Consider the following 2,607-nt stretch of genomic DNA (forward strand, 5'->3'; position numbering starts at 1 on the left):
GCTCTTAATTGCTCTAAATGTTGCACTTTAAGGCGATCAATCTCATCTACTATAATTAAATCAATATATTTAAACATATCACTATAATGTTTACTATGTTCATGTCCATACTTATTTACAACATGTAATTTTTGACCCAAATCAATGCTTGCAGTAATACTATATAAATCATTCCTTAATTTAGTTTGTTTTTCTGCTGGTGCAGTATAAAATATTTTATCCACCGATAGTATGTCATCGGTCGTTTTACTAGCTAGATCTTCCCAACCTCTATGGTTAACTTGTTTTTCGATTGTATCCCAATTTGTATAATATCTTGAAGATAAAGTTTTCCCAACTCCAGGTTGACCATAACAGATACCAATATATTGATATTTAATGCAAGCGTCACAAAATTCAGCAAACCGTTTATACTCTTTCGTTTCAATAAAATTCTGATTTTTAGTCATTACGATACCTCTTTAATTTTTTGACGTTTTTAGTCGTTTCTTGAGGTGAATAACCACAATTTTTTTCTTCCTTAATTAATTCTGTGGTACTTGGACTAGCAATATTTTGTTTTAAGTGTTTTCTTCTCTGACTACGAGCGTGCTGTATGTCTTTTATATCTATGGAGTAATCAGCTATTTCTGGACATATAGCAGTACAAAGAAATTCATCTCTATAAAACACACGTATTTCAGCCATATCATTTGGGTTATAACGAATCAGTACATATTCACCTACATAAGCTGCTAGATTAGTATTACTGTATCGAAAACCTTGAAAATGAATGCCATCTGAATGAACTTTTCTAGATTTAGGTATTTCCAACAATAATAAATCAAGTTGTTCTAAGCTACTTGGCATATTAGGGAAAAAGTGATTACTATTCCAACGACTGATAGGCGTGGTATGAATAGCACTATGTTCTTTTTGATTATAATCTTCAATTAAAAAGTAACGTAGTTTTTCTTCAAAATTGTGAAAATCTATTAGATTACTAGGAGTATCATTATTGTTTATATATCCAGGCAGTTGTTCTAAGAAAGTTTGGTTAACTGTCTGAAAAAAGCGTTCTATTTTTCCACGACCACGAGGGACACCAACTTTTGAAAACATCAAATTTATTTTCAAGTCAATAGCGACTTGTTCCATGTGATTTGAGGTAAAGTCACTTCCGTGATCTGTATAGAATTTTTCGGGTATACCACACACTGGCCAGTTGGTATCATTCTTATTCCATATTGCTTGGTGTAGTGTTAATGCTGTGTTTTGAGCATTGGGGGCATCAAAACTTAAGAAATAGCCTGCAATTGCACGACTATAGTCATCCATAATTATAGTTAGCCACGGTCTATTGATATTACCTTTTTGGTCTAATATAAAGATATCTAGCAAAGTATGGTCTGCTTGCCATATTTCATTGGGTCTCGAGGATTCTCTAATTTGTATTAAATCGTACTTATTTTGATAGTATTTTTCACCTTGATGAGAGAAATCAATAACAGACTTAGGCATTGCTTTAATAACACTATAAATTTGTTTATAACTTGGTATATCAAAATTATTTTCTTTACAGTAATTAGTGATTTTCCTATGAATTGTGGCTATACTATTTCTTTTATTCATAAGCGCAAGGCGTTCAATTTCATCAATTATCTTTGGTTCTATTTTACGTGTTCCTTTATCAGCTCTTGTCGCATAGATTAGTCCTTTAAGTCCTTGTTCTTTATATGACTTATTCCACCTATAAAGGGTGCTTAACGCAATCCCTTTACTTTTAGAAATACTTGATAAAGATTGTTCGCCTAGGATAAAAGGTTTTATAATATTGTACTTTTGAGTAGCTTTTTTACGTTTGGCTTCAGAAAAATTAGTTAGATACTTCTCCTTGTTTTTCATCTTCCTTGTCCTCCAATTTATTGAGGTAACGATAAATTGTTGTACGTGAAACTTGCCATTGTTCTGCAATTGTTTTAATGGGGGTGCCATTATCATAAAGTGTTTTGAGTAAATTTAAGTCTTTTTTATTCAATTTTTCAGGTCTTCCACCATAACGTCCTCTGGCACGAGCTGCAATTCGTCCAGCTGAAGAACGTTCTAAAATTAAATTCCGTTCAAACTCTGCAAATGCTGCGAATAAATGAAATAATAATTGTCCTGTAGAACTTGATTTATCCATCGTTATATTTTCTTCTAAACTATGAAAACTCACGCCTCGTTCGTTAAGTTCATTCACTAATGTGATTAAATCCTCCATGTTACGTCCTAGTCTATCTAGTCTCCAAACAACAATGGTATCTCCTGACCTCGCAAATTCAATTGCTTTATCTAAACCAGGTCTTTTACTTTTTGAACCACTCATATGGTCATTAAATATTTTTTCACAACCATGTGTATTTAATCGATCTTCCTGTAAATTTAAATTTTGTAATCCAGTTGAAACTCTTGCATAACCTATTTTCAAAATACAAACCTCCTATATACATCTTCAGTGTACCATAACTTAATCACAAGGTCTTTTGTGAACATAGATTTTTTGTTGGGTTTTTGAACACATAATTCTATGTAATACATACTTATTTAGACATAAAAAGAGAGTGTACAGAAAATGGTTATTTTCTG

3 protein-coding genes are annotated in these 2,607 nt (G+C 32.0%); all 3 read right to left on the bottom strand.

Annotation, left to right across the window (positions count from 1 at the left end; translation table 11 throughout):
• Positions 1-449, bottom strand: a 449-nt coding sequence (locus KA909_RS08000) for an AAA family ATPase (RefSeq protein ID WP_210130096.1), incomplete at its 3' end; no start/stop codon positions are given.
• Positions 442-1,884, bottom strand: a complete 1,443-nt coding sequence (locus tag KA909_RS08005) for a Mu transposase C-terminal domain-containing protein (protein ID WP_000790716.1) — start codon at positions 1,882-1,884, stop codon at positions 442-444. The genes KA909_RS08005 and KA909_RS08000, both read right to left, overlap by 8 nt.
• Positions 1,856-2,449 carry a recombinase family protein gene (locus tag KA909_RS08010; protein ID WP_000690635.1) on the bottom strand — a complete coding sequence of 198 codons (594 nt, stop codon included), beginning with the start codon at positions 2,447-2,449 and terminating at the stop codon, positions 1,856-1,858. Before KA909_RS08010 ends, KA909_RS08005 begins: the two co-directional genes overlap by 29 nt.
• Positions 2,450-2,607: the final 158 nt, after the last annotated feature.

The sequence above is a fragment of the Staphylococcus sp. GDX8P54P genome (assembly GCF_017893165.1).
GTDB lineage: Bacteria > Bacillota > Bacilli > Staphylococcales > Staphylococcaceae > Staphylococcus > Staphylococcus borealis.